The organism is Saccharothrix stipae (assembly GCF_054781895.1).
This window is the reverse complement of sequence record NZ_BAAGTN010000017.1, coordinates 87461-113291: the sequence shown is the minus strand read 5'-3', so window position 1 is coordinate 113291 and position 25831 is coordinate 87461. Positions and strand designations below refer to the sequence as shown.

The 25831-nt window shown below is 68.7% G+C and carries 24 protein-coding genes; 20 read left to right on the top strand and 4 right to left on the bottom strand.

The genetic code is table 11. The features are described from left to right. Nucleotide 1 precedes the first annotated feature (1 nt). From ACYVLT_RS28405 to ACYVLT_RS28370, 8 genes are all read left to right on the top strand, one after another. A complete protein-coding gene (locus ACYVLT_RS28405; RefSeq protein WP_461123252.1) occupies nucleotides 2-1171 on the top strand; it encodes an MCE family protein in 1170 nt (389 codons plus the stop codon). Beyond that, the gene (locus tag ACYVLT_RS28400) at nucleotides 1168-2325 is read left to right on the top strand and encodes an MCE family protein (protein ID WP_461123251.1); all 1158 of its coding nucleotides are present in this window, start codon (nucleotides 1168-1170) and stop codon (nucleotides 2323-2325) included. Before ACYVLT_RS28405 ends, ACYVLT_RS28400 begins: the two co-directional genes overlap by 4 nt. Beyond that, nucleotides 2322-3557, top strand: coding sequence for an MCE family protein (locus tag ACYVLT_RS28395; protein ID WP_461123250.1), 1236 nt, complete (start codon nucleotides 2322-2324; stop codon nucleotides 3555-3557). The genes ACYVLT_RS28400 and ACYVLT_RS28395 overlap by 4 nt, the downstream gene beginning before the upstream one ends. 12 nt (nucleotides 3558-3569) lie before the next feature. Continuing rightward, complete coding sequence (locus tag ACYVLT_RS28390) at nucleotides 3570-4067, top strand: nuclear transport factor 2 family protein (protein ID WP_461123249.1); 498 nt, start codon at nucleotides 3570-3572, stop codon at nucleotides 4065-4067. 33 nt (nucleotides 4068-4100) lie between these two features. Beyond that, nucleotides 4101-5174, top strand: coding sequence for a hypothetical protein (locus ACYVLT_RS28385; protein ID WP_461123248.1), 1074 nt, complete (start codon nucleotides 4101-4103; stop codon nucleotides 5172-5174). A gap of 469 nt (nucleotides 5175-5643) precedes the next feature. Then, complete coding sequence (gene rpoB, locus ACYVLT_RS28380; protein ID WP_364338378.1) at nucleotides 5644-9126, top strand: DNA-directed RNA polymerase subunit beta; 3483 nt, start codon at nucleotides 5644-5646, stop codon at nucleotides 9124-9126. Nucleotides 9127-9223: 97 nt separating this feature from the next. Continuing rightward, nucleotides 9224-13120 carry a DNA-directed RNA polymerase subunit beta' gene (locus ACYVLT_RS28375; RefSeq protein WP_461123247.1) on the top strand — a complete coding sequence of 1299 codons (3897 nt, stop codon included), beginning with the start codon at nucleotides 9224-9226 and terminating at the stop codon, nucleotides 13118-13120. 190 nt (nucleotides 13121-13310) lie between these two features. Beyond that, nucleotides 13311-13961 carry a DUF4352 domain-containing protein gene (locus ACYVLT_RS28370; protein ID WP_461123246.1) on the top strand — a complete coding sequence of 217 codons (651 nt, stop codon included), beginning with the start codon at nucleotides 13311-13313 and terminating at the stop codon, nucleotides 13959-13961. 45 nt (nucleotides 13962-14006) lie between these two features. On the opposite strand, the gene ACYVLT_RS28365 is transcribed toward ACYVLT_RS28370, so the two are convergent. The 4 genes from ACYVLT_RS28365 to ACYVLT_RS28350 form a co-directional block, all read right to left on the bottom strand. Then, complete coding sequence (locus ACYVLT_RS28365; RefSeq protein ID WP_461123245.1) at nucleotides 14007-14315, bottom strand: hypothetical protein; 309 nt, start codon at nucleotides 14313-14315, stop codon at nucleotides 14007-14009. 125 nt (nucleotides 14316-14440) lie between these two features. Then, nucleotides 14441-14881, bottom strand: a complete 441-nt coding sequence (locus ACYVLT_RS28360) for a hypothetical protein (RefSeq protein ID WP_461123244.1) — start codon at nucleotides 14879-14881, stop codon at nucleotides 14441-14443. A 95-nt stretch (nucleotides 14882-14976) separates the two neighbouring features. Continuing rightward, nucleotides 14977-15270, bottom strand: a complete 294-nt coding sequence (locus tag ACYVLT_RS28355; protein WP_461123243.1) for a TFIIB-type zinc ribbon-containing protein — start codon at nucleotides 15268-15270, stop codon at nucleotides 14977-14979. A gap of 38 nt (nucleotides 15271-15308) precedes the next feature. Beyond that, nucleotides 15309-16178 (bottom strand): phosphotransferase, encoded by an 870-nt coding sequence (locus tag ACYVLT_RS28350; RefSeq protein ID WP_461123242.1) that lies wholly within the window; start codon nucleotides 16176-16178, stop codon nucleotides 15309-15311. A gap of 500 nt (nucleotides 16179-16678) precedes the next feature. Between ACYVLT_RS28350 and rpsL the strand changes: the two genes are divergently transcribed. From rpsL to rpsC, 12 genes are all read left to right on the top strand, one after another. Further along, complete coding sequence (gene rpsL, locus ACYVLT_RS28345; RefSeq protein WP_030473471.1) at nucleotides 16679-17053, top strand: 30S ribosomal protein S12; 375 nt, start codon at nucleotides 16679-16681, stop codon at nucleotides 17051-17053. Further along, the gene (rpsG, locus tag ACYVLT_RS28340; RefSeq protein WP_053715239.1) at nucleotides 17053-17523 is read left to right on the top strand and encodes a 30S ribosomal protein S7; all 471 of its coding nucleotides are present in this window, start codon (nucleotides 17053-17055) and stop codon (nucleotides 17521-17523) included. The genes rpsL and rpsG overlap by 1 nt, the downstream gene beginning before the upstream one ends. A 109-nt stretch (nucleotides 17524-17632) precedes the next feature. Beyond that, entirely contained in the window at nucleotides 17633-19735 is a 2103-nt protein-coding gene (gene fusA / locus ACYVLT_RS28335) for an elongation factor G (RefSeq protein ID WP_461123241.1), read from the top strand. A 139-nt stretch (nucleotides 19736-19874) separates the two neighbouring features. After that, nucleotides 19875-21068: an elongation factor Tu gene (gene tuf / locus ACYVLT_RS28330; protein ID WP_461123240.1), complete on the top strand. Its 1194-nt coding sequence runs from the start codon at nucleotides 19875-19877 to the stop codon at nucleotides 21066-21068. 325 nt (nucleotides 21069-21393) lie between these two features. Then, nucleotides 21394-21699: a 30S ribosomal protein S10 gene (gene rpsJ, locus ACYVLT_RS28325; protein ID WP_003938093.1), complete on the top strand. Its 306-nt coding sequence runs from the start codon at nucleotides 21394-21396 to the stop codon at nucleotides 21697-21699. A 52-nt stretch (nucleotides 21700-21751) separates the two neighbouring features. Further along, the gene (gene rplC / locus ACYVLT_RS28320) at nucleotides 21752-22402 is read left to right on the top strand and encodes a 50S ribosomal protein L3 (protein ID WP_360464705.1); all 651 of its coding nucleotides are present in this window, start codon (nucleotides 21752-21754) and stop codon (nucleotides 22400-22402) included. A gap of 2 nt (nucleotides 22403-22404) precedes the next feature. Next, nucleotides 22405-23097, top strand: coding sequence for a 50S ribosomal protein L4 (rplD, locus tag ACYVLT_RS28315; protein ID WP_461123239.1), 693 nt, complete (start codon nucleotides 22405-22407; stop codon nucleotides 23095-23097). After that, nucleotides 23094-23393, top strand: a complete 300-nt coding sequence (gene rplW, locus ACYVLT_RS28310; protein ID WP_360464711.1) for a 50S ribosomal protein L23 — start codon at nucleotides 23094-23096, stop codon at nucleotides 23391-23393. Before rplD ends, rplW begins: the two co-directional genes overlap by 4 nt. A 22-nt stretch (nucleotides 23394-23415) precedes the next feature. Then, on the top strand, nucleotides 23416-24252 hold the full coding sequence (gene rplB / locus ACYVLT_RS28305; RefSeq protein ID WP_360464714.1) for a 50S ribosomal protein L2: 837 nt from the start codon (nucleotides 23416-23418) through the stop codon (nucleotides 24250-24252). Nucleotides 24253-24270: 18 nt separating this feature from the next. Further along, nucleotides 24271-24552: a 30S ribosomal protein S19 gene (gene rpsS, locus ACYVLT_RS28300; RefSeq protein ID WP_015105260.1), complete on the top strand. Its 282-nt coding sequence runs from the start codon at nucleotides 24271-24273 to the stop codon at nucleotides 24550-24552. A gap of 35 nt (nucleotides 24553-24587) precedes the next feature. Then, on the top strand, nucleotides 24588-25004 hold the full coding sequence (gene rplV / locus ACYVLT_RS28295) for a 50S ribosomal protein L22 (RefSeq protein WP_053715232.1): 417 nt from the start codon (nucleotides 24588-24590) through the stop codon (nucleotides 25002-25004). Further along, on the top strand, nucleotides 25004-25828 hold the full coding sequence (gene rpsC, locus ACYVLT_RS28290; RefSeq protein ID WP_077011037.1) for a 30S ribosomal protein S3: 825 nt from the start codon (nucleotides 25004-25006) through the stop codon (nucleotides 25826-25828). The genes rplV and rpsC overlap by 1 nt, the downstream gene beginning before the upstream one ends. The last annotated feature ends 3 nt before the right edge of the window (nucleotides 25829-25831 follow it).

The following is a 25831-nucleotide window of genomic DNA, read 5'->3' as shown; positions in this document are numbered from 1 at the left end:
CGTGGCGACCACGAAGGCAGGCCGCGACCTGGCCCGTGCCGTGGCGATCGCGTGCGTGCTCGCGCTCGTGGCCGCGGCCGCGATGTGGTGGGTGTTCGAGGGGGCCAACAGCCGCAGGCTGACCGCCGTGTTCGGCGCGGCCGTCGGCGTCTACCCGGGCTCGGACGTGCGGGTGCTCGGCGTGCGGGTCGGCACGATCGAGGAGGTCGAGCCGCAGGGCACGACGGTGAAAGTCGTGATGTCGGTCGACCGCACGCTGAAGGTGCCCGTGAACGCGCAGGCGGTCGTGGTCGCGCCCAGCGTGGTCAGCGACCGGTACGTGCAGCTCGCCCCCGTCTACGCGGGCGGCGCGGTGATGGACGACAACGCGACCATCCCGCGTGAGCGCACCGCCACCCCGGTCGAGCTGGACGAGCTGTACGCGAGCCTGGACAAGCTGACCACCGCGCTCGGCCCGAACGGGGCGAACAAGGACGGCGCCCTGTCGGAGCTGCTCGACTCGGCCGCGAACAACCTCCAGGGCAACGGGCAGGCGCTGGGCGACACCATCAAGCAGCTCGGTGACGCCACCCGCACGTTGTCCGGCTCGAAGGACGACCTGTTCGGCACCGTGGACAACCTGCAGAAGTTCACCGGGATGCTGGCCGCGAACGACAGCCAGGTGCGCGACTTCAACCGGCAGCTGGCCGAGGTCGCCGGGTTCCTCGCCGACGAGCGGGAGAACCTGGGCGGCGCGCTGAACGAGCTGGCCACCGCGCTCGGCCAGGTGCAGGGCTTCATCCAGGACAACCGGGCCGTGCTCAAGTCCAACGTGGACAAGCTCGCCGGCATCACCCAGGTCCTGGTGGACCAGCGCGCGTCGCTGGCCGAGGCGCTCGACGTCGGGCCGTTGGCCCTGAACAACCTCCAGAACGCCTACAACGCGGCCTCCGGCACGCTCGACGCCAGGGCCGACCTGAACGAGCTCAACCAGCCGCCGATCGTGCTGGTCTGCAAGCTGATCCAGGGTGTCGAGCCGGGCCGGGTGCCCGGCGTGCTCGCCGAGACCTGCCGGCAGCTGGAGCCGCTGCTCAGCGGCGCGGTGCCGTTGAAGACGCCCGCCGAAGTGGTGTCGGACCTGTCCCAGGGCAAGCTGCCGCTGCCCCTGCCGCTCGCGGGGGTGCCCCAGTGAGGCGATGGGCGGTGCTCGTGGCGGGCGCCCTCGTGCTGACGGGCTGCGGCTCGGGCGGCTTCGACGGCGTCTACAACATGCCGCTGCCCGGCGGCGCGGACGTCGGCGACCGGCCCTACGAGGTGCGGGTCCAGTTCAAGGACGTGCTGGACCTGGTGCCGCAGGCCGGCGTGAAGGTCGACGACGTGCCGGTCGGCCGGGTCGACCGGATCGACCTCGGCGCGGACGGCTGGACCGCCGAGGTGACCGTGCTGGTCAACGGGGACGTGCGGCTGCCGGGCAACGCGGTCGCCCGGCTGCGCCAGTCCGCGCTGCTCGGCGAGAAGTACGTGGAGCTGGCCAAGCCCGCCGAGGGGCGCGAAGAGGGCACCCTGGCCGACGGCTCGGTCATCCCGGTCGAGCGGACCAACCGCAACCCCGAGGTCGAAGAGGTCTTCGGCGCGCTGTCCATGCTGCTCAACGGCGGCGGCATCGCGCAGTTGCAGGACATCAGCCGGGAGCTGAACGCGGCCCTGGAGGGCAACGAGCCGCAGATCAGGTCGCTGCTGGACAACCTGAACACCCTGGTCGGCGACCTCGACGCGCACAAGGGCGAGATCACCCGCGCGTTGGACGGCCTCAACCGGCTCGGCGGCACGCTCAACGCCCAGCGCGACCAGATCACCGGCGTCCTCGACGGGCTGGAGCCCGGTCTGAAGGTGCTCAGCGAGCAGCGCACGCAGCTGGTCACCCTCTTGCAGTCGCTGGACACGCTGTCCGACGTCGCGGTGGACACCGTGAACAAGTCCAAGGACGACATCGTGGCCGACCTGAAGGCGCTGACGCCGACGTTGCAGAAGCTGGTCGAGGCGGGCACGAACCTGCCCAACGCCTTCGAGCTGCTGCTGACCTACCCGTTCCCGGACTCGGCACTGGACGCCATCAAGGGCGACTACACGAACATGTACGCCGACATCGACCTGAACCTCGGCACGATCGTGGACAACCTGGGCCGGTCGCGGCAGTCCCCGCTGCCGAGCCTGCCCGGGCTGCCCGGCGTCGACGGCACCGCGCCGTCGCTGCCGCTGCCCCTGCCGAACCTGCCGCTGCCCGGTGTCCCGGGCACGTCCGGGCTGGGCGACCTGCTCGGCGGACTCCTCGGAGGTGGGCGGTGATCTCCGGTCGGATCAAGCTGCAGATCGGTGCGTTCGTGCTGATCGCCCTGGTCGGCGTGAGCTACGTCGGCGCCCGGTACGTCGGGCTCGGCCGGCTGTTCGGCTCGACCGGGTACGTGGTGACGATGCAGCTCGCCGACTCCGGCGGGGTGTTCACCAACGGCGAGGTCACCTACCGGGGCGTCGCCGTCGGCCGGGTCGGGCAGATGCGGCTGACCGCGGACGGGCTGGAGGTCGACCTCGACATCGACCCGAACGCCCCGGCGATCCCCGCCGACCTGGAGGCCGTGGTCGCGAACCGGTCCGCCGTCGGCGAGCAGTACGTCGACCTGCGCCCGCGTGGCGAGGACGGGCCGTACCTGGAGGCCGGGTCGGTCATCCCGCGCTCGGCGACCAGGACGCCGCCGCGGGTGGACAACCTGCTGACCAACCTGGACGCGTTCGCCAAGTCGGTGCCCACGGACTCGCTGCGGACCGTGGTGGACGAGCTGGACCTGGCGTTCAACGGCACCGGGCCGGACCTCCAGGTGCTGCTGGACAACACGAAGGTGTTCACCCAGGCGGCGACCGACCACCTGCCGCAGACCAAGGCGTTGATCGACAGCGGGCTGGTCGTGCTGAACACGCAGGTCGCGCAGGGCGGCGCGATCAGGTCGTTCTCCACCGACCTGCGGGCGCTGGCCGAGCAGCTGAAGAACTCCGACACCGACATCCGGCGGCTCATCGCCGTGTCGCCGCAGGCCGCCGAGCAGGTGTCGGCGCTGCTGCGGGAGACCGGGCCCAACCTGGGCGTGGTGCTGGCCAACCTGCTGACCACGGGGAACATCCTGGTCACGCGGCTGGACGGGCTGGAGCAGATCGCCGTCACCTACCCGATCATCGTCGGTGGCGGGTTCACCGTGGCCAAGGGCGACGGCACGGGCGCGCACTTCGGGCTGGCCCTGAACGTGTTCGACCCGCCGCCGTGCACGGTCGGCTACGACGGCACCACGATCCGTCAGGGCACCGACACCACCCCGGCGACCTTCAACACGCAGGCCTACTGCGCGTTGGCGCCCGGAAGTGCCACCGGCGTGCGAGGTGCCCAGAACGCGCCTTACGGTGGCACCCCGGTCACGACGCCCACCGGCGACGCGACGTCGCAGCCGGGTCGGGAACCGACCTCCGGCGAGGCCGCCGCCGAGGCGCCGCTGCTGACCAGCCTGGGGCAGTTGCTCGGACTGCCGGGCTGAGGAGAGGGACGGATGGACGTTCGACGCTGGGCGCTGCCGGTCACCGCCGTGCTCGCGGTGCTGGCCTTCGGTTACGCGCTGTGGGCCGGCGTGTCGTGGTGGAGCGCGTCCTCCAACGACTCGGTGGAGTTCTCGCGGGAGCGGGAAGAGGTGCTCCGGGTCGGGCAGGTCGGGATCGCGAACTTCACCACCCTCGACTACAAGAAGGTGGACGAGGACGTCGACCGGTGGCTCGACTCGGCCACCGGTGAGCTGCGCTCGGAGATCGAGGACGGTCGGGACGAGCGCCGCAAGCAGATCGAGGACGCCAAGTCGGTGACCGTGAGCCGGGTGCTGGACGCGTCCGTGACCGAACTCGACTCGCGGGCCGGCAAGGCGCACCTGATCGCCGTCGTGGAGACCACGGTGACCCCCGAGGGCGGGCAGCCGGTGAGGAAGATCAACCGGTATCAGATGGACCTGACCCGCACCGATGCCGGTTGGAAGCTCAGCGCGCTCGGGCCGGTCTAGGCCCGCGGTGCGTGACCCGAGGAGATGACGTCAGTGCCACCGCCCCGTCGCCGCCCCGTCCCGACCACGCCGACCACCCGGCCGCGCGTCGCCGGCCTGCGCAAACGCCCCGAGCAGGGCACCACGCCCGGCACGCCCGAGGCCGCGCCGGTAGAGGACGCGCAGGTAGAGGACACGCGCCCTGAGGGTTCGAGCGCTGAAGGTTCGAGCGCTGCCGGTTCGGGCACCGCGGTCACCGAGGATCCGCGCACGTCCGAGCCGACCGCCGCCGGGTCGACCCCCGCCGAGTCGACCGCCAAGAGTGCCGGTGCCGAGCCGACCGACGTGCCTGCCGAGCCCACAGGGCCCGCCGACGCGCGGTCGACCGAGGTCACCGGCCTGATCGAGCCCCGCGAGGACGCCGAGGACGAGGACGAGACCCCCGAGCCCGCACCCCGGCCCCGGCCGACCGGTCGCCGCAAGCGCACCGGCGAGGCGGTCGCGCCCAGCGTGCTGACCGACCACGGCTCGAAGCACGCCAAGCCCGGCGCCGACCCTGACGCCGACGCTGACACCGACCACGCACGCGGGTCCGGCCGCACCGGCCTCGTGCTGCCGATCGCGCTGGTCGTGGTGGCCGGCCTGCTGGTCGCGCTCGGCGTGTGGTTCCAGAGCCGGGCCGACGACGTGCACTACAACCAGGCCCTGGTGGACAGCGCCGGCACGACCGAGGTCGCCGGGCAGACCCGCGAGGCGATCGAGAAGGCGTTCTCGTACAACTTCGCCGACGTCGCCGCCACCGAGAAGGCGGCCAACGAGCTGCTGGTCGGCAAGGCCCAGTGCCAGTACAACGCGATCTTCGACCCGGTGCGCAAGCTCGCGCCCGAGCAGAAGCTCGTGGTCACGGTGAAGGCCGTGTCCAGCGGCGTGACCACGCTCGACGGCGACCACGCCACCGTGCTGCTGTTCCTCGACCAGGTCACCACCCGCACGACCGACAACCAGAGCGGCGGCGGCATCGCCATGATGCGGGTGAGCGCGCGGAAGGTCGACGGTCGGTGGAAGGTCGACAACATGGAGATGTTCGGCCAGAGCGGCGACCAGTCGGCCGAAACCGCCAAGTGCTGACGGACCGGCGCCCGGACGGCCCTCCTGGGCGTCCACTCAGGACTCCAAGCCTGGTTTCAACCCCGAGCGCAAGGTGATCTGCACCACATTTTTGGCTGGTGACCGAACGAGGTCGCAACTCTCTCCCTTCGGGGTCGGAACACCCGCCAAAGGTTCACCCGGGCTCACGTCCATGTATTTTCGCAGGTCACAGCGGTAACTCCGCGTTATCGCGCCTTGCGCCAGTGGAGTGATCGCCGCGTGGCATCTTGACTGTGAGCGTCAGCGGGGTCACTCTGTCGGTGAGCACGAGAAAGGTCCTTCCAGGTGCCTCTCGACAGTTGCCGCGCGCGTGGCTAGACTGCTCCTTTGCGCTGCCCTCTTTCCGTTTGCCCTTCGCCGAGAGCTGGATTGCCGGGCATCGCCGCACCCTTGACAGCCGTGCTAGTTCCGCTGACTAGCCAGCTACCTGTCCCTGGAAGGACGCATCTTGGCGATCTCTCGCGCGACCAAGGCCACTGCTGCGACCAACTCCACGTCGGGGATTCCCGGAGCGCCGAAGCGAGTCTCTTTCGCGAAGATCCACGAACCGCTTCAGACGCCCAACCTGCTCGACCTGCAGATCCAGTCGTTCGAATGGCTCACCGGCGACGAGGCGTGGTTCCAGCGCCGCGTCGACGAAGGTGACGAGGCGCCGACGGGCGGCCTCGAGGAGGTCTTGAACGAGATCTCCCCGATCGAGGATTTCTCCGGCTCGATGTCGCTCTCCTTCTCCGACCCGCGCTTCGACGAGGTCAAGGCCTCGACCGAGGAGTGCAAGGACAAGGACATGACGTACGCCGCCCCGTTGTTCGTCACGGCGGAGTTCACCAACCACACCACTGGCGAGATCAAGAGCCAGACGGTGTTCATGGGTGACTTCCCGATGATGACCGACAAGGGCACGTTCATCATCAACGGCACCGAGCGGGTCGTGGTTTCCCAGCTCGTCCGCTCGCCGGGTGTCTACTACGACACCGCGATCGACAAGACGACCGACAAGGACGTCTTCAGCGTCAAGATCATCCCGTCCCGGGGTGCCTGGCTGGAGTTCGACGTCGACAAGCGCGACACCGTCGGTGTCCGCATCGACCGCAAGCGCCGCCAGCCGGTGACCGTGCTGCTGAAGGCGTTGGGTTGGACCACCGAGCAGATCCGTGAGCGCTTCTCGTTCAGCGAGACGCTGCTGACGACGCTGGAGAAGGACCACACCGCGGGTACCGACGAGGCGTTGCTCGACATCTACCGCAAGCTGCGTCCGGGCGAGCCGCCGACGAAGGAGTCCGCGCAGGCGCTGCTGGAGAACTTGTTCTTCAAGGACAAGCGCTACGACCTGGCGAAGGTCGGCCGCTACAAGATCAACAAGAAGCTGGGCCTGGCCTCCCCGATCTCCACGGGCGTGCTGACCGAGGACGACATCGTCACGACGATCGAGTACCTGGTCCGCCTGCACGCCGGTGAGACGACGATGAAGCCGGGCGAGACCGAGGTGCCCGTCGAGGTCGACGACATCGACCACTTCGGCAACCGCCGCCTGCGCACCGTCGGCGAGCTGATCCAGAACCAGATCCGGGTCGGCCTGTCCCGCATGGAGCGCGTCGTCCGCGAGCGGATGACGACCCAGGACGTCGAGGCCATCACGCCGCAGACCCTGATCAACATCCGCCCGGTGGTGGCGGCGATCAAGGAGTTCTTCGGCACCTCCCAGCTGTCGCAGTTCATGGACCAGACCAACCCGCTCGCGGGTCTGACCCACAAGCGCCGCCTGTCGGCGCTCGGCCCGGGTGGTCTGTCCCGTGAGCGCGCCGGCATGGAGGTCCGCGACGTCCACCCGTCGCACTACGGCCGCATGTGCCCGATCGAGACGCCGGAAGGCCCGAACATCGGCCTGATCGGCTCGCTGTCCTCCTACGGGCGGGTCAACCCGTTCGGCTTCATCGAGACGCCGTACCGCAAGGTCGTCGACGGCCGGGTCACCGACCAGATCGACTACCTGACGGCCGACGAAGAGGACCGCTACGTCAAGGCGCAGGCGAACGCCAAGATCGACGACGAGGGCAACTTCCTCGAAGAGAAGGTCCTGGTCCGCAAGAAGGGCGGCGAGGTCGAGCAGATCGACCCGTCCGACGTGGACTACATGGACGTCTCGCCGCGGCAGATGGTGTCGGCCGCGACCGCGATGATCCCGTTCCTGGAGCACGACGACGCGAACCGCGCCCTGATGGGCGCGAACATGCAGCGCCAGGCGGTGCCGCTGCTGCGCAGCGAGTCCCCGCTGGTCGGCACCGGCATGGAGTTGCGCGCCGCGGTCGACGCCGGTGACGTCGTGGTGGCCAAGAAGACCGGTGCGGTCGAGGAGATCTCCGCCGACTACGTCACGGTCATGGCCGACGACGGCTCGCGGCAGACCTACGGCCTGCACAAGTTCCGCCGGTCCAACCAGGGCACCTGCATCAACCAGAAGCCCATCGTGAACGAGGGCGACCGGGTGCAGGAGGGCCAGGTCCTGGCCGACGGTCCGTGCACCGAGAACGGCGAGATGGCGCTGGGCAAGAACCTGCTCGTCGCGATCATGCCGTGGGAGGGCCACAACTACGAGGACGCGATCATCCTGTCGCAGCGCCTCGTCCAGGACGACGTCCTGACCTCGATCCACATCGAGGAGCACGAGATCGACGCGCGGGACACCAAGCTGGGCGCCGAGGAGATCACCCGGGACATCCCGAACGTCTCCGAGGAGGTCCTGGCCGACCTCGACGAGCGCGGCATCATCCGCATCGGCGCCGAGGTCCAGCCGGGCGACATCCTGGTCGGCAAGGTCACGCCCAAGGGCGAGACCGAGCTGACCCCGGAGGAGCGCCTGCTCCGCGCGATCTTCGGCGAGAAGGCGCGCGAGGTGCGCGACACGTCGCTGAAGGTGCCGCACGGCGAGTACGGCAAGGTCATCGGCATCCGCGTGTTCAGCCGCGAGGACGACGACGAGCTGCCCCCCGGCGTGAACGAGCTGGTCCGCGTCTACGTGGCCCAGAAGCGCAAGATCCAGGACGGCGACAAGCTCGCCGGCCGCCACGGCAACAAGGGCGTCATCGGCAAGATCCTCCCGGTCGAGGACATGCCGTTCCTGGAGGACGGCACCCCGGTCGACATCGTGCTGAACACGCACGGCGTGCCGCGTCGTATGAACATCGGCCAGGTGCTGGAGACCCACCTCGGGTGGATCGCCAAGCAGGGCTGGAGCATCAACGGCGACCCGGACTGGGCGAAGAACCTGCCGGCGGAGCTGTACGACGTGGAGCCGGGCACGAAGACCGCGACCCCGGTCTTCGACGGCGCTCGCGAGGACGAGATCACCGGCCTGCTCGGCTCGACGATCCCGAACCGCGACGGCGAGCGCATGGTCAAGGAGAACGGCAAGGCGGTGCTCCTGGACGGGCGCAGCGGCGAGCCGTACCCCTTCCCGGTGTCGGTCGGCTACATGTACATCCTGAAGCTGCTGCACCTGGTGGACGACAAGATCCACGCCCGTTCCACCGGCCCGTACTCGATGATCACCCAGCAGCCCCTGGGTGGTAAGGCGCAGTTCGGTGGCCAGCGGTTCGGTGAGATGGAGTGCTGGGCGATGCAGGCGTACGGCGCCGCGTACACGCTCCAGGAACTGCTCACGATCAAGTCCGACGACGTGCTCGGCCGCGTGAAGGTCTACGAGGCCATCGTCAAGGGCGAGAACATCCCGGAGCCGGGTATCCCGGAGTCCTTCAAGGTGCTGCTCAAGGAGCTCCAGTCGCTGTGCCTCAACGTCGAGGTGCTGTCTTCGGACGGCGCCGCGATCGAGATGCGCGACGGCGACGACGAAGACCTCGAACGTGCGGCGGCCAACCTCGGCATCAACCTGTCGAGGTCCGAGTCGCCGTCCGTGGACGACGTCGTCAACTGATGCTCGCCGGTCACCGGGGGGTGCCTCCCGCACCCCCCGGTGACCCAGCCACCAGCACCCCAAGCAGCACCGAACCAAAAAGGGGAAGAGAGTAGACGTGCTCGACGTCAACTTCTTCGATGAGCTTCGCATCGGTCTCGCGACCGCGGACGACATCCGCCAGTGGTCCTTCGGCGAGGTCAAGAAGCCCGAGACCATCAACTACCGCACGCTCAAGCCGGAGAAGGACGGCTTGTTCTGCGAGAAGATCTTCGGTCCCACCCGGGACTGGGAGTGCTACTGCGGCAAGTACAAGCGCGTCCGCTTCAAGGGCATCATCTGCGAGCGCTGCGGCGTCGAGGTGACCCGCGCCAAGGTGCGCCGTGAGCGGATGGGCCACATCGAACTGGCCGCGCCCGTCACCCACATCTGGTACTTCAAGGGCGTCCCCAGCCGGTTGGGCTACCTGCTCGACCTGGCCCCCAAGGACCTCGAGAAGATCATCTACTTCGCGGCCTACGTCATCGTGGGCGTGAACACCGAGCTGCGCCACAACGACCTGCCGACGCTCGAGAACGAGATGCAGGTCGAGCGCAAGCGGGTCGAGAACCGGCGTGACGCCGACGTCGAGGCCCGTGCGCAGAAGCTGGAAGCCGACCTGGCCGAGCTGGAGGCGGAGGGCGCCAAGTCCGACGTCCGCCGCAAGGTCAAGGAGGGCGGCGAGCGCGAGATGCGCCAGCTCCGCGACCGGGCGCAGCGCGAGCTGGACCGGCTCGACGAGATCTGGTCCACCTTCACCAAGCTGGAGCGCGCCCAGCTGATCGCGGACGAGCTGCTCTACCGCGAGCTGTACGACCGCTACGGCGACTACTTCACCGGCGCCATGGGCGCCGAGGCCATCCAGCGGCTCCTGGGCGACTACGACGTGGACGCCGAGGCCGACGTGCTGCGCGAGACGATCCGCAGCGGCAAGGGCCAGAAGAAGCTGCGCGCCCTCAAGCGGCTCAAGGTCGTGGCCGCCTTCCAGGCGACCCGCAACAACCCGCAGGGCATGGTGCTGGACTGCGTCCCGGTCATCCCGCCGGACCTGCGCCCGATGGTGCAGCTCGACGGTGGCCGCTTCGCCACGTCCGACCTGAACGACCTGTACCGCCGGGTCATCAACCGCAACAACCGCCTCAAGCGGCTGATCGACCTCGGCGCGCCCGAGATCATCGTCAACAACGAGAAGCGGATGCTGCAGGAGGCCGTCGACGCGCTGTTCGACAACGGCCGCCGCGGCCGGCCGGTGACGGGCCCGGGCAACCGGCCGCTCAAGTCGCTGTCCGACCTGCTCAAGGGCAAGCAGGGCCGGTTCCGCCAGAACCTGCTCGGCAAGCGCGTCGACTACTCCGGCCGTTCGGTCATCGTGGTCGGCCCGCAGCTGAAGCTGCACCAGTGCGGCCTGCCCAAGCAGATGGCGCTGGAGCTGTTCAAGCCGTTCGTGATGAAGCGGCTGGTCGACCTCAACCACGCGCAGAACATCAAGTCCGCCAAGCGGATGGTGGAGCGCGCGCGCCCCGCCGTGTGGGACGTGCTGGAAGAGGTCATCACCGAGCACCCCGTGCTGCTGAACCGCGCGCCCACGCTGCACCGGCTGGGCATCCAGGCCTTCGAGCCGCAGCTGGTCGAGGGCAAGGCCATCCAGCTGCACCCGCTGGTCTGCGAGGCGTTCAACGCCGACTTCGACGGTGACCAGATGGCGGTCCACCTGCCGCTGTCCGCCGAGGCGCAGGCCGAGGCGCGCGTGCTGATGCTGTCGTCGAACAACATCCTCTCGCCCGCGTCGGGCAAGCCGCTGGCCATGCCGCGCCTGGACATGGTGACCGGCCTGTACCACCTGACCCGGCTCAAGGAGAACGACCTCGGCCAGGGCCAGGCGTACTCCTCGCCGGCCGAGGCGCTGATGGCGTTCGACCGCAAGGTCCTGGGCCTGCAGTCCATGGTCAAGATCCGGATCACGGACAAGAACCCGCCGAAGGGCGCCGAGCCGGAGGGCTGGGAGCCCGGTCAGCCGTGGCTGGCCGAGACCACCCTCGGTCGCGTGCTGTTCAACGAGGTCCTGCCGCAGGACTACCCGTTCATCAACGAGGTCATGCCCAAGAAGCGGCAGGCCACGATCATCAACGACCTCGCCGAGCGGTACCCGATGGTCACCGTCGCCCGGACGCTGGACAAGCTGAAGGACGCCGGTTTCTACTGGGCCACCCGGTCGGGTGTCACGGTCGCGATCTCCGACGTGCTCGTGCCGGAGGCCAAGCAGGGCATCCTGGACGAGTACGAGAAGCTCGCCGACGCGGTGGAGAAGCGCTACCAGCGCGGTCAGCTCTCCCACACCGAGCGCAACAACGAGCTGGTCAAGGTGTGGACCAAGGCGACCGAAGAGGTCGCCGAGGTCATGGAGGCCAACTTCCCCGAGGACAACTCGATCCGCATGATCGTGGCGTCCGGGGCGGCGGGCAACATGACCCAGGTCCGCTCCCTGGCGGGTATGCGCGGTCTGGTGACCAACCCGAAGGGCGAGTACATCCCGCGGCCGATCAAGAACTCGTTCCGCGAGGGCTTGTCGGTGCTGGAGTACTTCATCGCCACGCACGGCGCCCGCAAGGGTCTGGCCGACACCGCGCTGCGCACCGCCGACTCGGGTTACCTGACCCGTCGTCTGGTGGACGTCTCGCAGGACGTCATCATCCGCGAGGTCGACTGCGGCACCAGCCGCGGCGTGAACATGACCGTGGGCGAGCGGCAGGGCGACAAGGTCGTGCTGGCCGAGTTCGCGCAGACCTCGGTCTACGCCCGGACCAGCTCCGAGGACATCACGGACGCCGACGGCAACCTGGTCCTCAACCGCGGTGCCGACCTGGGCGACCCGGCGCTGGCCACGCTCATCGAGGCGGGCGTGACCCGCGTCAAGGTCCGCTCGGTGCTGACCTGCGAGTCCGCGGTCGGTGTGTGCGCGTCCTGCTACGGCCGTTCGATGGCGACCGGCCAGCTGGTCGACGTCGGCGAGGCCGTCGGCATCGTTGCCGCGCAGTCGATCGGTGAGCCCGGCACGCAGCTGACGATGCGCACCTTCCACCAGGGTGGTGTCGCCGGTGACGACATCACCACGGGTCTGCCCCGTGTGCAGGAGCTGTTCGAGGCTCGTGTGCCGAAGGGCAAGGCGCCCATCGCGGACGTCGACGGCCGGGTGCGCATCGAGGACGGCGACCGGTTCTGGAAGATCACCCTCATCCCGGACGACGGGTCCGAGGAGATCATCTTCGAGAAGCTGTCCAAGCGTCAGCGGCTCGCGAACACGGCCACCGGTCCGCTGCAGGACGGCGACCACGTGCACGTGGGCCAGCAGCTGCTGGAGGGCACGCCCGACCCGCACGAGGTGCTGCGCGTGATGGGTCCCCGCGAGGCCCAGCTGCACCTGGTGCAGGAGGTCCAGAAGGTCTACCGGGCCCAGGGTGTGGCGATCCACGACAAGCACATCGAGGTCATCGTCCGGCAGATGCTGCGCCGGGTGACGATCATCGACTCGGGTGCGACCGAGTTCCTGCCGGGCTCGCTGGTCGAGCGCGCGGAGTTCGAGTCGGGCAACCGGGCCGTGGTGGCCGAGGGCGGCGAGCCCGCCGCCGGTCGTCCGGTGCTGATGGGCATCACGAAGGCGTCGCTGGCCACGGACTCGTGGCTGTCGGCGGCCTCCTTCCAGGAGACCACGAGGGTCTTGACCGACGCCGCGATCAACGGCCGTTCGGACAAGCTCATCGGCCTGAAGGAGAACGTGATCATCGGCAAGCTGATCCCGGCCGGCACCGGCATCAACCGGTACCGGAACATCCAGGTGCAGCCGACCGAGGAAGCGCGTGCGGCGGCGTACGCCATCCCGAGCTACGACGACGGCTACTACACGCCGGACGTCTTCGGCACGGGCACGGGCGCCGCGGTCCCGCTGGACGACTACGACTTCGGCCGCGACTACCGCTGAAGCAGTTAGTCCGCTGAAAGGCCCCCGGAGCCTCCCGCTCCGGGGGCCTTTCGCATGAGGACGAGCATCCGGTGGACGTGTCCGGCGTCGATCACGGCCGCCTGGAGGCCGGCGAGAGCCAGCAGGTCATGTAGTCCGGCAGTACGCTGGCCGCCCACGTTCGACCGATATCCGATGTGAAGTGATCCTCATGTCTCAGCCAGAGGGTTCACCACCCACGTTCCACAGCCCAGGTGAGGCCAGAGCCCAGGCCAAGGCCGACAAGGCATATCGCAAAGCTCAACGGCCGTGGTACAAGAAGAAGCGGTACATCCTGGGATTGGCGCTCCTCGTTCTCGTGGTAATCATCATCGTGAGTATGAGCGGTGGCGGTGACGGGCCGAAAGTCGTGTCCCCGGGCAATCCGACCTCCGGCCCCCAGGAACCGGGTGCGCAACCTGCCTTCCCAGGGGCGACGGACCGGGACGTCGTGGCCCAAGCCGGTGAGACCGTGGACGCCGAGGGGCTGAAGGTAACGACGACGGGCCTGGTCAACGGCGATGACACCCTCGGTCCGACGTTGTGCACGACGGTGACCTACGACAACCAGTCCGGTGGCCCCACCACGTTCAACGGCGGTTTCGACTGGAAGTTGCAAAGCCCGAACGGCGCGATCCTCTCGAACACGCCCACCGGAAGCGCCAATCTGCTGCAGTCCGGTGAATTGGCCCCGGGTGGCAAGATGACCGCCGACGTGTGCTTCGACGCCAAACAGGGGAATTCCACCGGTCAGTACGTGGTGCTCCTCGATCCGACTTTCCGGTTCAGCTCCGATCGGATCGCTTGGGTGAACTCGCGCTGATCCCGATGATGACCGGCAATGCGACCGGTGGTTCCGCGAGGCGGGTCAGCCGGGGCGGCGGCGGGATTTGGTCAGGGTGCGGGCGCGGGCGACCAGGTCGTCCACCAGGTCCGTGTCGGAGATGGGGGGAGTGGCGTCGGAGCAGCACGGTGGCTTGGTGCGCTTCTCGGTCGACTTCGGGCGGACGCCGGCCAGTTCGTAGAGGGTTTCGTAGAGGTCGCGGCCGGGGTCGTCGTCGTGCGGGCCGACCAGCAGCACCCAAGCCGTGCGCGGGGAGGGGAAGGCGACGACCACGCGGTCGGTGCCGCGCAGGTGCTTGACGCAGAGCCTGGGCAGCGGTTCGGGGCCGGTCACGCGGTACCCGAGGGCCAGGCAGCCGCTGTGGGTCAGCTCGTCCAGGAACCTGTCGTAGGCGACCCTGGCGGCACCGCGCAGGCCGGCGGCCTGGACGGCCGCGACGGGCGTCTCGACGACTTCGATCAGCGAACTACTCGTCCTTCACCGCGGCGCATCTGCTCCAGGCTGGTGGCGAGGTCGTCCCGGTCGAGCAGCGCCGCGTCGCTCAACCGCCGGTGCACCTCGTCCAGCAAGGCGCGGCTCTTGCCCGCTCGCCTCAACTCCGACACGACGTGCAGCACCTCGTGCAGCCGCACCGCGTCCAACAACATCCGGGGCTCCTGGCTGTGGATGGCCAGCACGCCCTCGCGCGCCCACGCCTTGACCGTCTTCTCGGTCAGGTCCAGCAGCTCACCGGCCACCACCGGCCGCACCGGCGGCGCCGTGCGCAGGGCCTTGGCCACCACGCCGTGCAGCTTGCGCCGCCGCTCGTCGTCCTCCGACAAGCTCGACGCGACCTCTTCGATCTCCTCGATCTGGTCGAACAGGTCGCGGATCTGCGCTGCCTCGGTGGCGACGGACATGGCGGGCCTCCCCGGGTCACTACCGATTATCACCCTGTTTCTCGGTAGTGCAACAGTGGCCCCGCACCACCGGCGCGGGGCCACCACCACGAAGATCAGGACGAGAAGAACAACCCGCCCAGGCCGCGGTGCTTCCGGTGCCCGTAGTGGCCGCCGTAGCCGGGCGCGGCGCCCCACCCCGGCTGCTGCACCGGCTGCTGCACGTAGTGGACCTGCGCGGGCTGCGGCGCGACGGGCGGCGGCGGGGGAGCCATCTGCTGTTCGAGCCGGGTGATGGCCTCCAGCTCGCCGTAGTCGAGGAAGACCCCGCGGCAGCCATCACACTGCTCGATGTGCACGCCCATGCGGTCGAAGGTGCGCATGTTCGCATGACACTTGGGACACTGCATCGTGTGAGCCTCCTGCTCTTGACGCGATGAACCCGATATTAGCCGCGCCGAATGGGTTCGTGTGTCGACACGATCCGGGCACACGCCTCGATCAACGCTTCCTGAGCGTCGTTCAACTCCGCCCCGTCGCGCTCCGCAGCGGAAAGGGCACGCGCCGCCATCTGCACCACCAAAGCCCGCGCGGGCGCTTCCAACACCGACCACGGGTCGTCCCGCGGCACGCCCGCGCCGCCCGCGTCCAGGTACGACCCGAGCAGCCGTCCCCACGCGTCCGGGTCCAGCACACCCGCCGCGTGCAGCGCGGCCGGCCGGGCCAGGTCCCACGCCGGGTCGCCGACGCCCAGGTCGTCCACGTCGATCAGCCGGTACCCGTCCCGCCACACCAGCTGACCGAGGTGCCAGTCGCCGTGGATGAGCGTGGTCCCGGTGTCGCCGAACGCGGGCAACGTCGCGAACGCCTGCCGCACCAGCCGCGCGGCGGGCGTGTCGAGCACCAGGTCGTGCACCGCCCGTTCCATCCGCGGCCGCGCGCCGGCCAGGGGGACCGGTGGGGCGAAGTCCGCGGCGGTGAACCGATGCAGCGCCGCCAGCATCCGCCCGGCCGCCTCCATCGGGAGGTCCTCCGGCTCGGCCTGCGCGACCGGCGTGCCCATCGGCCAGGCCGTGACGACCCTCCCGAGCACCACCGCGGGCGCCGACCGGGGCGCCAGCACGAGCCCGCCCAACCGCGGGTCGGCGGCCAGCCGGAGCCGGGCGGTGAGCACCGGGAGGTCCGTGCCGCGTTCGTGCGCCTTGAGCACCACGTCCGCGACCCGCACCACCACGACGTCGCCGCGCACCGCGAGCACCTCGGGCGGGGCGTCGGCGGCCACCAGCGCCGCCATGCCCGCGATGAGATCGGAGTTCACCCGACCAGTGTGACCGGCGCCGCGACCGGCCGGTCGAACGGCGTGGAGACCCTCGTCACCACCCGTCCGGGTGAATCCACGGCCGTGCCGACCTGCGAAATCCGCTCATCCGTGCTCTGATGGGCCACGAGTCACGGTGCGATGGTCCGTCCGGGCCGTCCCCTCGGTGGGCCGACGTGCGGTGCCCTGTTCGCGTGATCCACTCCGGTGGTGGATCCGTTTTGACCCGTGGGAACCAGGCGGGGTATCTTTGGTACTCGTGCCCGACCCATGTCGGGCCGCTCCGCGTGCCTACGCGCCAGTGGTGCTGGAAAGCCGGCCGCGGTGACCTCCACGCGTAGGGGCATCCTGGGATGTTGCCTGCGGACCTGGGGACAGGCGTTGCACTTCCGGTTCCGCCGGAGGCGGCGACACGCCCGACCTCGGGTGCAGAGAGGGACCAAGTAAACAGGGCTCGTCGCCCACGCGGCGGGCACGTAAAGGGAAGAAGCAGCCGGCGTATGCCAACGATCCAGCAGCTGGTCCGCAAGGGCCGGCAGGACAAGGTCGCCAAGCAGAAGACCGCGGCGCTCAAGGGCAGCCCGCAGCGGCGCGGTGTGTGCACCCGCGTCTACACGACCACGCCCAAGAAGCCGAACTCGGCGCTGCGCAAGGTCGCCCGCGTGAAGCTGACGAGCGGTATCGAGGTCACGGCTTACATCCCCGGTGAGGGCCACAACCTGCAGGAGCACTCGATGGTGCTCGTGCGCGGCGGTCGTGTGAAGGACCTCCCCGGTGTCCGCTACAAGATCATTCGCGGTTCACTCGACACGCAGGGCGTGAAGAACCGCAAGCAGGCTCGCAGCCGGTACGGCGCGAAGAAGGAGAAGAGCTGATGCCCCGCAAGGGACCGGCCCCGAAGCGGCCGCTGATCTCCGACCCGGTCTACAGCTCTCCGCTGGTGACCCAGCTCATCAACAAGGTGCTGGTCGACGGCAAGCGCTCCGTGGCCGAGCGGATCGTGTACGGCGCCCTCGAAGGCGCCCGCGACAAGACCGGCACCGACCCGGTCGTCACGCTCAAGCGCGCGCTGGACAACGTCAAGCCCGCCCTGGAGGTGAAGTCCCGCCGCGTCGGTGGTGCCACCTACCAGGTGCCCGTCGAGGTGAAGCCGGGTCGCTCGACCACGCTCGCGCTGCGCTGGCTGATCACCTTCTCCCGGCAGCGCCGGGAGAAGACCATGATCGAGCGCCTGATGAACGAGCTGCTCGACGCGAGCAACGGCCTGGGCGCGAGCGTCAAGCGCCGCGAGGACACGCACAAGATGGCCGAGTCCAACAAGGCCTTCGCCCACTACCGCTGGTGACGTGACGCCAGGCGGGCAGCCCGGTACGGATTCCCCGGACCCGCCCGCCTGGCGCCTCCCAGCCCTAGTGAGCCTGCTACCAGCTAGCTCAAGACAGGGGAAGACACCCGTGGCACAGGACGTGCTCACCGACCTGGCCAAGGTCCGCAACATCGGGATCATGGCCCACATCGACGCGGGCAAGACCACGACGACCGAGCGGATCCTGTTCTACACCGGGATCAGCTACAAGATCGGCGAGGTCCACGACGGCGCCGCGGTGATGGACTGGATGGAGCAGGAGCAGGAGCGCGGCATCACGATCACGTCGGCCGCGACGACCTGCTTCTGGAAGAACCACCAGATCAACATCATCGACACGCCGGGCCACGTCGACTTCACCGTCGAGGTGGAGCGCAACCTCCGCGTCCTCGACGGTGCCGTTGCCGTGTTCGACGGCAAGGAAGGCGTCGAGCCCCAGTCCGAGCAGGTCTGGCGCCAGGCGACCAAGTACGACGTCCCCCGCATCTGCTTCGTCAACAAGATGGACAAGCTGGGCGCGGACTTCTACTTCACCGTCCGCACCATCCAGGAGCGCCTCGGCGCGAAGCCGCTGCCGATCCAGATCCCGATCGGGTCGGAGAGCGACTTCACCGGCGTGGTCGACCTGGTCGAGATGCGCGCGCTGACCTGGCACGGCGAGGTCCAGAAGGGCGAGGACTACACGGTCGAGGAGATCCCGGCCGACCTCGCCGACAAGGCCGCCGAGTACCGCGAGGCGCTCGTCGAGGCCGTCGCCGACACCGACGACGCCCTCATGGAGATGTACCTCGCGGGCGAGGAGTTCTCCGTCGAGCAGATCAAGACGGGCATCCGCGCGATCGTCAAGAACCGCTCCGCCTACCCGGTGCTGTGCGGCTCGGCGTTCAAGAACAAGGGCGTCCAGCCCATGCTCGACGCGGTGATCGACTACCTGCCTGCTCCGCTGGACCTCCCGCCGGTCGAGGGCACGCTGCAGGACGGCGAGACGCCGGCCTTCCGCGCGCCGAAGACCGACGAGCCGTTCGCCGCGCTCGCGTTCAAGATCGCCGCGCACCCCTTCTTCGGCAAGCTCACCTACATCCGGGTCTACTCGGGCAAGGTCGCCGCGGGCACCCAGGTCATCAACTCGACCAAGGACCGCAAGGAGCGCATCGGGAAGATCTTCCAGATGCACGCCAACAAGGAGAACCCGGTCGAAGAGGCCATCGCCGGTCACATCTACGCCGTGATCGGTCTCAAGGACACCACCACCGGTGAGACGCTCTGCGACCCGCAGGCGCCCATCGTGCTGGAGTCGATGACCTTCCCCGAGCCGGTCATCCAGGTGGCGATCGAGCCGAAGACGAAGGCCGACCAGGAGAAGCTGGGCACCGCGATCCAGAAGCTGGCCGAGGAGGACCCGACGTTCCGGGTCAACCTGGACCAGGAGACCGGCCAGACCATCATCGCCGGCATGGGCGAGCTCCACCTGGACATCCTGGTGGACCGCATGCGCCGCGAGTTCAAGGTCGAGGCCAACATCGGCAAGCCGCAGGTGGCGTACCGGGAGACGATCCGCCGCAAGGTGGAGAAGTACTCCTACACCCACAAGAAGCAGACCGGTGGCTCCGGCCAGTTCGCGAAGGTCCTCATCGACCTGGAGCCGCTGGAGAAGACCGAGGACGGCGTTCTCTACGAGTTCGTGAACGGTGTCACCGGTGGTCGCATCCCGCGGGAGTACATCCCGTCCGTGGACGCGGGCGCCCAGGACGCGATGCAGTACGGCGTGCTGGCGGGCTACCCGCTGGTGGGCGTCAAGCTGACGCTGGTCGACGGCGCCTACCACGAGGTCGACTCGTCGGAGATGGCGTTCAAGATCGCGGGCTCCATGGCGCTCAAGGAAGCCGCCCGGCAGGCCAGCCCGGCCATCCTGGAGCCGTTGATGGCCGTCGAGGTCACCACGCCCGAGGACTACATGGGCGACGTGATCGGCGACTTGAACTCCCGCCGTGGCCAGATCCAGGCCATGGAAGAACGCAGCGGCGCCCGCATCGTGAAGGCGCTGGTTCCGCTGTCGGAGATGTTCGGGTATGTCGGCGACCTGCGGTCCAGGACCCAGGGTCGCGCGAACTACTCGATGACCTTTGACTCCTACGCCGAGGTTCCCGCGAACGTCGCGAAGGAGATCATCGCGAAGGCGACGGGCGAGTAACCCCAACCGGAGCACCGCAGCACCACGCGGGCTCTCCGGGGGGATGCCCCGGGGTCCGCACAACCGACCCTGACGTGAAGTCCGGCGGGCGGGAACCCACCCGCCGGGCCGAGCAATAGAAGTCCAGGAGGACATTCCAGTGGCGAAGGCGAAGTTCGAGCGGACGAAGCCGCACGTCAACATCGGCACCATTGGTCACATCGACCACGGTAAGACGACGCTGACCGCTGCCATCTCCAAGGTCCTGCACGACAAGTACCCGGACCTCAACCCCTTCACGCCGTTCGACCAGATCGACAAGGCGCCGGAGGAGAAGCAGCGCGGCATCACGATCTCGATCGCGCACATCGAGTACCAGACCGACAAGCGCCACTACGCGCACGTCGACTGCCCCGGTCACGCCGACTACATCAAGAACATGATCACCGGTGCGGCGCAGATGGACGGCGCCATCCTGGTGGTCGCGGCGACCGACGGCCCGATGCCGCAGACCAAGGAGCACGTGCTCCTGGCCCGCCAGGTCGGTGTGCCCTACATCGTGGTCGCGCTGAACAAGGCCGACATGGTGGACGACGAGGAGATCCTGGAGCTCGTCGAGCTCGAGGTCCGCGAGCTGCTCTCCGAGTACGAGTTCCCCGGTGACGACCTGCCGGTCGTCCGCGTCTCCGCGCTGAAGGCGCTGGAGGGCGACGCCGAGTGGGGCGAGAAGCTCATCGGCCTCATGGACGCCGTGGACGAGAACATCCCGGAGCCCGAGCGCGAGGTCGACCGGCCGTTCCTGATGCCGGTCGAGGACGTGTTCACCATCACCGGTCGTGGCACCGTGGTGACCGGCCGCATCGAGCGCGGCATCGTCAAGGTCAACGAAGAGGTCGAGATCGTCGGCATCAAGGAGACCTCGAAGAAGACGACGGTCACCTCGATCGAGATGTTCAAGAAGTTCCTCGACGAGGGCCGCGCGGGCGACAACGCCGCGCTGCTGCTGCGTGGCGTGAAGCGCGAGGAGGTGGAGCGCGGCATGGTGATCATCAAGCCGGGTACCACCACCCCGCACACCGAGTTCGACGCGCAGGTCTACATCCTGTCGAAGGACGAGGGTGGCCGGCACACGCCGTTCTTCAACAACTACCGCCCGCAGTTCTACTTCCGCACCACCGACGTGACCGGCGTGGTGACCCTCCCCGAGGGCACCGAGATGGTCATGCCGGGCGACACCACGACCATGTCCGTGAAGCTGATCCAGCCGATCGCCATGGACGAGGGCCTGCGGTTCGCCATCCGCGAGGGTGGCCGCACCGTCGGCGCGGGCTCGGTCACCAAGATCCTCAAGTGACCTGGCTCTAAATCTCACCCCCCGATTTGGTCTGCGCACCCACGTGTGCGACCATTGACGGGTTGCTCGTCGGGGCGGCCGGTTCGAGTTCGGACTCGGCCGCCCCGCCACGAGCGGGGTTTGATCTGTAGGACAATCCCACAGGCTGTATCAGTGGGACCGGTCTATGCGTTGGGGCGCGACACGCCCGACCGCGTGGACCGGGCACCGTGACACCGCTCGGTGTCAATCCTGAATAGGGGGCGGAGCGCGCCGGAGGTCCCGTGACCTCGTGCAAGGTGCCCGCACCGCAGCGGTACTAGAAGCAGAGGAACGGCAAGCCATCATGGCGGGACAGAAGATCCGCATCCGGCTCAAGGCCTACGACCACGAGGCGATCGACGCGTCCGCGCGCAAGATCGTCGAGACCGTGACGCGCACCGGCGCTCGGGTCGTCGGGCCTGTGCCGCTGCCCACTGAGAAGAACGTTTACTGCGTCATCCGCTCGCCGCACAAGTACAAGGACTCGCGCGAGCACTTCGAGATGCGCACGCACAAGCGTCTGATCGACATCCTCGACCCGACGCCGAAGACGGTGGACGCGCTCATGCGCATCGACCTGCCGGCGAGCGTCGACGTCAACATCCAGTAAGCGTTGGACGCGGCAGTGTTGATCCCATTTGGGGCGGAGAGTAACGAGACCCATGTCTGACAGGCAGGTTAAGGGCCTCCTGGGCACCAAGCTCGGCATGACTCAGGTCTTCGACGAGAACAACCGGATCGTTCCGGTTACTGTCGTCAAGGCCGAGCCGAACGTGGTCACCCAGGTTCGGACCCAGGAAATCGACGGCTACTCGGCCGTGCAGCTGGCCTTCGGCGCGATCGACCCGCGCAAGGTCAACAAGCCCGTCGCGGGCCACTACGCCAAGGCGGGCGTCACGCCCCGCCGCCACCTGGCGGAGCTGCGCACCACGGACGCGTCCGAGTACACGGTCGGCCAGGAAATCACCGCCGAGGTCTTCGAGGCCGGCGTGGTGGTCGACGTGGTCGGCACCAGCAAGGGCAAGGGCACCGCGGGTGTCATGAAGCGCCACGGCTTCAAGGGCCTCGGCGCCAGCCACGGCACCCAGCGCAAGCACCGCTCGCCGGGTTCCATCGGCGGCTGCGCCACCCCCGGCCGCGTGTTCAAGGGCCTGCGCATGGCGGGTCGGATGGGCAACGTGCGGGTGACCACCCAGAACCTCAAGGTGCACCGCGTGGACGCCGAGTCCGGCCTGCTGCTCATCAAGGGCGCCGTGCCCGGCCCCAAGGGCGGCACCGTGTTCATCAAGACCGCTGCGAAGGGTGGTGCCTGATCATGACTTCCGTTGAGATCCGCACCCCGGAGGGCAAGGCCGACGGCTCCGTCGAGCTGCCGTCCGCGATCTTCGACGCACAGGCGAACGTGGCCCTGCTGCACCAGGTCGTCGTGGCCCAGCTGGCCGCGGCCCGCCAGGGCACGCACTCCACCAAGACCCGCGGCGAAGTCCGCGGTGGTGGCAAGAAGCCGTACCGGCAGAAGGGCACCGGCCGCGCCCGTCAGGGCTCGACCCGCGCGCCGCAGTTCGCCGGTGGTGGCGTCGTCCACGGCCCCCAGCCGCGCGACTACAGCCAGCGCACCCCCAAGAAGATGAAGGCCGCTGCCCTGCGTGGCGCCCTCTCCGACCGGGCGCGTGCCGGCCAGGTGCACGTGGTGACGGGCTTCGTCGAGGGCGACGTGCCGTCGACCAAGTCGGCCCGCAAGGTGCTGGGTTCGGTCACCGAGGCTCGCCGCGTGCTGGCCGTGCTGCTGCGCACCGACGAGGTCTCGTGGGTCAGCCTGCGCAACCTGCCGCAGGTGCACATCATCGCGCCGGACCAGCTGAACACCTACGACGTGCTGGTCAACGACGACGTGGTGTTCACCAAGGACGCGCTCGACGTGTTCCTGGCGAGCAAGTCCCAGCACGGGCAGGGTTCCGCCGAGGCCACCGCGTCGTCGTCCGAGACTGACGAGGAGGCCGCGAAGTGATCCCCGACCACCGGGACATCCTGCTCGCGCCGGTCATCTCCGAGAAGTCCTACGGGCTGCTCGAAGAGAACAAGTACACCTTCGTGGTGTCGCCCGGCGCGAACAAGACCCAGATCAAGATTGCCGTGGAGAAGGTCTTCGGCGTCAAGGTCGTCAGCGTCAACACGCTCAACCGCCAGGGCAAGCGCAAGCGCACCCGGACCGGTTATGGCAAGCGCAAGGACACCAAGCGCGCCATCGTGACGCTGTCCGCCGAGAGCAAGCCGATCGAGATCTTCGGCGGCCCGGCCGCCTGATGACGACGAGGACTGCGTAGAGATGGGCATTCGCAAGTACAAGCCGACGACCCCCGGTCGTCGCGGTGCGAGCGTCTCCGACTTCGCCGAGATCACTCGGACGACGCCGGAGAAGTCGCTGGTCCGCCCGCTGCACGGCCGTGGTGGCCGCAACGCCTCGGGCAAGATCACGACGCGGCACAAGGGTGGTGGCCACAAGCGGGCCTACCGCCTCATCGACTTCCGCCGCACCGACAAGGACGGCGTGCCGGCCAAGGTCGCGCACATCGAGTACGACCCCAACCGCACCGCGCGCATCGCGCTGCTGCACTACTTCGACGGCGAGAAGCGCTACATCATCGCCCCGGCGAAGCTGCAGCAGGGCGACGTCGTGGAGAACGGCCCCAAGGCCGACATCAAGCCGGGCAACAACCTGCCGCTGCGCAACATCCCCGTCGGCACGGTGGTCCACGCGATCGAGCTCCGCCCCGGCGGCGGCGCGAAGATCGCGCGCTCGGCCGGTGCGAGCGTGCAGCTCGTCGCCAAGGACGGCCCCTACGCCCAGCTGCGGATGCCCTCGGGCGAGATCCGCAACGTGGACGTCCGGTGCCGCGCCACGGTCGGCGAGGTCGGCAACGCCGAGCACCAGAACATCAACTGGGGCAAGGCCGGCCGGATGCGCTGGAAGGGCCGCAAGCCCACGGTGCGCGGTGTCGCCATGAACCCGGTCGACCACCCGCACGGTGGTGGTGAGGGCAAGACCTCCGGTGGTCGCCACCCGGTGAACCCGGCCGGCAAGCCCGAGGGTCGTACCCGCCGCCGCAACAAGCCAAGCGACAAGCTCATCGTCCGGCGTCGTCGCACCGGTAAGAAGCGCTGAGCAGGGAGGGAGTGAAGGATGCCTCGCAGCCTTAAGAAGGGCCCCTTCGTGGACGACCACCTGCTCAAGAAGGTGGACGTCCTCAACGAGTCGGGCAAGAAGACCGTGATCAAGACCTGGTCCCGCCGGTCGACGATCATCCCCGACATGTTGGGCCACACGATCGCGGTGCACGACGGCCGCAAGCACGTGCCGGTGTTCGTGACGGAGGCGATGGTCGGGCACAAGCTCGGCGAATTCGCCCCGACCCGCACGTTCAAGGGCCACATCAAGGACGACCGGAAGTCGCGCCGTCGCTAGGCGACGAACTAGAGGAAGAGCAAGGGGAAGCAGCGATGAACGCCCGTAACGAAGCCGAAGCGCCGGAGTTCCCGCGCGCCGTGGCTCGGGCTCGCTACGTCCGTGACACGCCAATGAAGGTGCGTCGCGTCGTCGAGCTCATCAGGGGTCGTAGCGCCAGCGAGGCCCTGGCCGTGCTCCAGTTCGCGCCGCAGGCGGCATCTGAGCCGGTCCGCAAGGTGCTGCAGAGCGCCGTGGCCAACGCCGAGAACAACCTGTCCCTCGACCCCGACACCCTGTGGGTGTCGAAGGTCTACGTGGACGAGGGTCCGACCCTCAAGCGGTTCCGCCCGCGCGCCCAGGGCCGCGCCTACCGGATCCGCAAGCGGACGAGCCACATCACCGTCGAGGTGGAGAGCCGTCCGAAGAAGACCAGCGCGAAGGCCGGCGCTGACAGGAAGGGGGCTCGGTAGTGGGCCAGAAAATCAACCCGCACGGCTTCCGACTTGGTATCACCACGGACTGGAAGTCCCGCTGGTACGCCGACAAGCAGTACGCGGAGTACGTGGCCGAGGATGTGAAGATCCGCAAGCTGCTCTCCAAGGGCATGGAGCGGGCCGGCATCTCCAAGGTGGAGATCGAGCGCACCCGCGACCGGGTTCGCGTCGACATCCACACCGCCCGGCCGGGCATCGTCATCGGCCGCCGCGGCGCCGAGGCCGACCGCATCCGCGGTGAGCTGGAGAAGCTCACCAAGAAGCAGGTGCAGCTCAACATCCTCGAGGTGAAGAGCCCGGAGTCGGACGCCCAGCTCGTCGCGCAGGGCGTGGCCGAGCAGCTGTCCAACCGCGTGGCGTTCCGCCGCGCGATGCGCAAGGCCATCCAGTCGGCCATGCGCTCGCCCCAGGTCAAGGGCATCCGCGTGCAGTGCGGCGGTCGTCTCGGCGGTGCCGAGATGTCCCGTTCCGAGCACTACCGCGATGGCCGCGTGCCGCTGCACACGCTGCGCGCCGACATCGACTACGGCTTCTTCGAGGCCCGCACCACGTTCGGCCGGATCGGCGTGAAGGTGTGGATCTACAAGGGCGACATCGTCGGTGGCATCAGCGCCAAGCGGGAGCGCGACGCCGCTCCGGCGGCCGACCGCGCGCCGCGCCGCGACCGCAACGAGCGCCCGAACCGGGCACGTCGTTCGGGCGCCAGCGGCACCACCGCGACGAGCACCGAGGCCGGTCGGGCCGCTGCGGGCGACCAGACCGCCGCGCCGACCGCGACCGAAGAGAAGACGGAGGGCTGAGTC